Annotated in this window: 5 protein-coding genes; 1 reads left to right on the top strand and 4 read right to left on the bottom strand. The window is 66.4% G+C overall.

Going from position 1 to position 5,629, the window contains the following annotated elements; genetic code table 11:
- Positions 1-137: 137 nt before the first annotated feature.
- Genes VE25_RS18830 through VE25_RS18845 form a run of 4 tightly spaced genes read right to left on the bottom strand, consistent with a single transcriptional unit; the run spans position 138 to position 4,063 of the window.
- Positions 138-1,211 (bottom strand): ABC transporter ATP-binding protein, encoded by a 1,074-nt coding sequence (locus VE25_RS18830; RefSeq protein ID WP_046110214.1) that lies wholly within the window; start codon positions 1,209-1,211, stop codon positions 138-140.
- 15 nt (positions 1,212-1,226) lie between these two features.
- Positions 1,227-2,018, bottom strand: coding sequence for an ABC transporter permease (locus VE25_RS18835; RefSeq protein WP_046110215.1), 792 nt, complete (start codon positions 2,016-2,018; stop codon positions 1,227-1,229).
- Positions 2,015-2,947, bottom strand: a complete 933-nt coding sequence (locus tag VE25_RS18840) for an ABC transporter permease (protein ID WP_439328916.1) — start codon at positions 2,945-2,947, stop codon at positions 2,015-2,017. The genes VE25_RS18835 and VE25_RS18840 overlap by 4 nt, the downstream gene beginning before the upstream one ends.
- 6 nt (positions 2,948-2,953) lie before the next feature.
- Positions 2,954-4,063: an ABC transporter substrate-binding protein gene (locus VE25_RS18845; RefSeq protein WP_046110216.1), complete on the bottom strand. Its 1,110-nt coding sequence runs from the start codon at positions 4,061-4,063 to the stop codon at positions 2,954-2,956.
- 262 nt (positions 4,064-4,325) lie between these two features.
- On the opposite strand from VE25_RS18845, the gene VE25_RS18850 reads away from it, so the two are divergent.
- Positions 4,326-5,525 (top strand): metallochaperone AztD, encoded by a 1,200-nt coding sequence (locus tag VE25_RS18850; protein ID WP_046110217.1) that lies wholly within the window; start codon positions 4,326-4,328, stop codon positions 5,523-5,525.
- Positions 5,526-5,629 lie beyond the last annotated feature (104 nt).

Genomic DNA, 5,629 nt, shown 5'->3' on the forward strand with positions numbered 1-5,629 from the left:
GGCAGGGGGTGTTTCCGTCCAATCGTGAAACGCTCTAAATCAACAAGATAGCTGTCAACCAGCCAACGCGATCCTTGCCTATTCGAGCACCATTTGAGTCAAATTTTGCAAACTGTCGGCATGCGTTTTAATCGCCGTCAGATCGGGCGGGTCACCGAGACGATGTCGGCCGGCGCGAAGCCGATCTTGAGTTTTTCGCCGACCTGCGGCGGCGCCGTGCGGCGGTCGTTGAAGCGGTCGAGGCTGACCGTTCCGCCGGCGACCTCGACGCCGAGCCGGATCACCGAGCCGAGGAAGCTCACCTGGCGGACGGTGCCGTCGATGGCGACCTCGCCTGGCTCGCCCGCCGCCAGCCGCACCGCCTCCGGGCGCAGCGCCAGCGCCACGCGCGCGCCCCTCTCGAGGTTTTCCGGCAGGGTCGGCACGGCGAGCGTCGTCCCACCGATCGTCACCTCCCGCCGCGCCGGCTCGGCGACGACGGCGGGGATGGTGTTGAGGGTGCCGACGAACCCGGCGACGAAGGGCGTCGCCGGGCTGTTGTAGATCTCGAACGGGGCGCCGACCTGCTCGACGGCGCCGGCGTTCATCACCACGATCCGGTCGGAGATCGAGAGCGCCTCCTCCTGGTCGTGGGTCACGAAGATGGTGGTGATCCCCAGCTCGCGCTGGATCTGCCGGATCTGGTCGCGCAGCGACACGCGGATCTTGGCGTCGAGCGCCGAGAGCGGCTCGTCGAGCAGCAGCATGCGCGGGCGTGGCGCCAGCGCACGCGCGAGCGCCACGCGCTGCTGCTGGCCGCCGGAAAGTTCGAAGGCATAGCGCTCGGCCAGCTGCGGCAGGCCGATGAGGTCGAGCATCTCGCCGACCCGTTTCTTCGCCTCGTCACGCGGCACGCCCGCGACCTTGAGCCCGAAGCCGATGTTGTCGGCGACGTTCATGTTGGGAAAGAGCGCATAGGCCTGGAAGACCATGCCGATCTTGCGCTGCTGAGGCTTGAGGTGGGTCACCTCCTCGCCGCCGATCAGGATGCGCCCGGAGGTCGGCGTCTCGAAGCCGGCGACCATGCGCAGGACCGTCGTCTTGCCGCAGCCCGAGGGGCCGAGGAAGGAAACGAACTCGCCTTTGCCGAGCGAGAGGTCCACGCCCTTGATGACCTGGGTGCCGGAAAAGCTCTTGGTCACGCCTTCGATTGCAAGAAAGGTCTCGGCCATATCAATCGGTCCTCGTCAATCGGTTCTGGCGGCGGTTTTGGGGGCGAAGCGGGCGAGGAGCTGGATCATGCCCATGGCGGCCCAGGTGAAGACGAAGGAGACGATGGCGAGCGCCGAGGGTTCGAACGCGCGGTTGGCGCCGACATTCTGCAGATACGGGCCGAAGGCCGGGCGGTTGAGGAGGCTGGCGATGGTGAACTCGCCCATGACGATGGCAAGCGTCAGGAACGCGCCCGAAAGCACGGCGACGGCGATGTTGGGGAAGATCACCCGCATGAGGATCGTGGCCTGGTTGGCCCCGAGAATGGTCGCGGCTTCCGTCAGCGTCTTGACGTCGATCGTGCGCAGCCCCGTGTCGATGGCGCGGTACATGTAGGGCAGGGCGAGCGCCACATAGCCGAAGATGAGGAGGAGGTCGGTGCCGAGCCGAGAGCCGGTCAGCGGCAGCCAGGAGGAGGAATTGTAGAGCCGGATATAGCCGAACACGAGGACGATGGCCGGCACGATCAGCGGCAGGAGCGTGACGAACTCGATGATCGGACGCAGGCCCGGCATCCGCAGGCGCACGAAATAGGCGGCGGGCACGACGATCAGCACGCCGACGACGATGGTCAAAAGCCCGATCAGCAGCGAATAGCCGAAGGTCGCCTGGAAGAGCGGGTCGGAAAAGACGTTGGCGTAGGCATCGAACGTATAGCCCTCGCGCCGGATGCGCAGTGAAAACTCGAAGGTCGCGAGCAGCGGCACGAGGAAATAAGCGGCGCCGAGCGCAAAGACGATCCAGGCCCAGATGCGTCCCGACCTCATTTGAGCCACCTCTCGGCACGCGCGCGCACGACGAGGTAGATGACGTTGGCGAGGGCGGTGACCACCACCATGCCGAGCGCAAGCGCGGCGCCGAGGCCGGGGTTCTGCAGCACGTCGCCGCGGATCTGGGCATAGAGCAGGATCGGCACGATGTTGAGCGAGGAACCGGTCAGCGCATAGGCGGTGGCGATGGCGCCGAAGGCGTTGGCAAAGAGCAGCGACAGGCACCCGAGGAGATTGGGCCAGAGCACGGGCAGGCCGACATAGCGCCAGAACTGCCACGGGCTGGCGCCGAGCGTCGCGGCGGCCTCGCTCCACTCCTTCTTCAGCCCGTCGATCGCGGGCGCGATGATCAGCACCATCAGCGGGATCTGGAAATAGAGGTAGGTGAGGGTCAGGCCCCAGAAGGAGAGGATGTTGAAGCCGGCGCGATAGATGTTGAAGCCGAAAACCGTGTCGAGCAGCACGGTCACCAGCCCCAGCCGCCCGAGGGTCGCGAGGAACGCGAAGGCGAGGGGAATGCCGGCGAAATTGGAGGCGACGCCGGAAAAGGTCATCACGGCCGAGCGGATCGGTGCGGGCAGGCGCCCGCGGATGATGGCGAGCGCGATGGCCAGCCCGATGACGGCGCCGAGCGCGGCCGAGGCGAAGGAGACGCGGATCGAAATCCAGAACGAGGCGATGATCTGCGGCGTGCCGAGATCGAGGATGTTCTGGAAGGTGAAGTTGCCGGCGCGGTCGGCGAAGGCATTGGCGAAGAGCCAGAGCGTCGGCAGCACGAGGAACATTACGGAAAAGACGAGGAACGGCAGGACGGCGAGCCAGTCGCCAAGGCTTGCCTCCCGCAGCCAGCGCAGCGGCGCGGTCGTGGTGCGGGCAGCCGGCCCGGAAAGTTCCGGGCCGGCCGCTGTGTTCTGATCGGTGCTCAAGGCGCGCTATTCGGCGACATTGGCGCCGACGACCGAATCCCAGCCGGCGGTGATCACCTCGCGGTTGGCATCCTGCTCGGCGATGGTCGGGAAGACGGCAGCCGCGTAGGACTCGGGCGGCGGCAGCGCGTCGAGCATGTCCTGCGGGATCTTGCCGGCATCGGCGAGCGCGTTGAAGCGGATCGGGTGGCAATAGCCCTTCAGCCAGCCGAGCTGGCCCTCGTCCGAATAGAGGTATTCCATCCACAGCTTTGCCGCGTTCGGGTGCGGGGCATAGGCGCTGATCGCCTGCACGTAGACGCCGGCGAGCACGTTGTCGGAGGGGACCACCACCTCGGCGGCCGGGTTGCCCTCGAAGCTGTCGCGCCAGGCGAGCACGTTGTAGTCCCAGGCGACGACGACCGGTGTGGTGCCCTGGGCGACGGACGCGGCCTTGCCGATCACCGGCACGAAGTTGCCGGAGCCGTTGAGCTCGGCGAAGTATTCAAGGCCTGCCTCACCGGCATTAGCCATGTCGCCGCCGTTGCGGGCAAGACCGGCGCCGACGACGCTCTGGATGGCCTGGGCCGAGGCGCGCGGATCACCGGCAAGGGCGACGGAGGCGGCATAGTCGGAGTTGAGCAGGTCCGCCCAACTGGTTGGGACGGTCGAGACGAGGTCGGTGTTCACCAGGAACGCGAGAACGCCGTAGTAGTCGCCGTACCAGTAGCCGTCGGCATCCTTGGCGTCGTCGGGGATCTCGTCCCAGGTCGCGACCTTGTAAGGCTGGATGAGGCCTTCTTCCTTGGCCTGCGGGCCGAAGGCGAGGCCGACGTCGATGACGTCCGGCGCCTGCGGGCCGGTGTTGTTCATGTTGGCGCGGATGGCTTCGAGCTCGTCGGCGGAGCCCGCGTCGGGGTTGAGCTCGTTGACTTCGATGCCCGGATACTTGGCCTTGAAGCCGGCGATCACGTCGCCATAGCCGCACCAGTTGTGGGGCAGGGCGATGGTGGTCAGCATGCCCTCGGCCTTGGCCGCTTCATAGAGGGCGTCGAGATCGGTCTGGGCGGTGGCGGAAACGCCGGAGGCGAGAAGCGCCACGAGCGAAACCGTGGCGGAGAAGGCGGTCCTTGTCATTCTTACGGCTCCCTGTGTCGGCCGGGGCGGGATTGTCCGCCCTTCGGCCCGCCCGTCACCTATTTGGAGCAGATGACGCTTGCATGATGGTTCCATGACGCTCCCTGTCACACGCGATGCTACTGCTTTGCGCGGCTGCGGAAAACGGCAATGTCACACTTGATTATGTAATAACATTACGGATAGGAAAGGGGCCGAGCCCGCCTTGGAAAGGCGAAATCTCGATTCAGCTTCGTAACGTAATAACATTTGGGAGACATTGATGCGACTGACCATGCTCACGGCGAGCGCGGCGCTGATGCTTGCCGCCAGCACGCTCGCCACATCCGCGCAGGATACGGTTTCGGCCTGGCGGCTGTTCGTCGCCGACCACGGCGAGCCGGTGGTGCGCGCCATCGACCTGCCGACGGGCGACGAGATCGGCGCCTTCCCGCTCGCCTCGCCCGCAACGCTCTACACGACCGAAAGCAAAGCCGCGGTCTATGCGGTGCAGGGCGCGGGCAATCGCGTTTCGGTCATCTCCTCGGGCCTCGCCTTCGAGGACCACGGGGACCACGGCGATCTCGAGGTTTCCGATCCTGCGCTTCTCGACGTGACGCTCGAGGACGAGCGGCCGGTGCACTTCGTCGCCCATGACGGCGAAGTGGCGCTGTTCTTCGACGGGTCGGGCGTCGTGCAGGTCGTGCGGGAAAGCGCGCTGCTTGCCGGCGAATCCGCGCCGCGCACGTTCACGACCGATGCGCCGCATCACGGCGTTGCCGCACCCGTCGGCGCCCATGTGCTCGTCACCCGACCCAACGCGGACGATCCGAAGGCATTGCCGGTCGGCATCGACGTGCTCGATGCGGACGGCGAGCAGATCGGCGAGCTGCACGAGTGCCCGGACCTTCATGGCGAGGCGACTTCCGGCCATACGCTCGCCATCGCCTGCGCCGCCGGCATCCTCTTCGTCGACGAAGGTTCCCCCGAGCCGCAGATCGAGTTCGTCGCCTACACCGACGACCTGCCCGAAGGAAAGGTCACGACCCTGCTCGGCGGCGTCGGCTTGAAGTACTGGCTCGGCAATTATGGCGCGGACCGAGTGGCGATCATCGATCCGGCCGACGAGGTGCCGTTCCGCCTCGTCGACCTGCCGTCGCGCCGCGTGCACTTCGCCATCGATCCGGCGCGCGCCGGCTTTGCCTATGTGCTGACCGAGGACGGCGTGCTCAACGAGATCGACATCGTCGCCGGCACGATCTCGCGCACGCTCGAGGTGACGCAGCCCTACTCGATGGACGGCGAATGGAGCCTGCCGCGTCCGCGCATCGCGGTCGCGGGCAGCGAGATCGCCGTCACCGATCCGCTCAACAGCATGATCCATGTCGTCAGCACGGAGAGCTTCGCCCTCGACCGGGACATCGCCGTCCAAGGCATGCCCTACAACATCGTCGCGCTCGGCGGCTCGGGCGAGAGCCACTGACGCTAGGGTTGAGTTGAAGCGCGCCGGGCGTACATATTCGCGCGGAGTTTTGCGGCTCTATCGCCTCCCTCCCCCTTGAGGGGAGGGAATGAGGGTGGGGGTAT

Origin of the sequence: Devosia geojensis, from assembly GCF_000969415.1 — a bacterium.
GTDB classification, from domain to species: Bacteria; Pseudomonadota; Alphaproteobacteria; order Rhizobiales; family Devosiaceae; genus Devosia; species Devosia geojensis.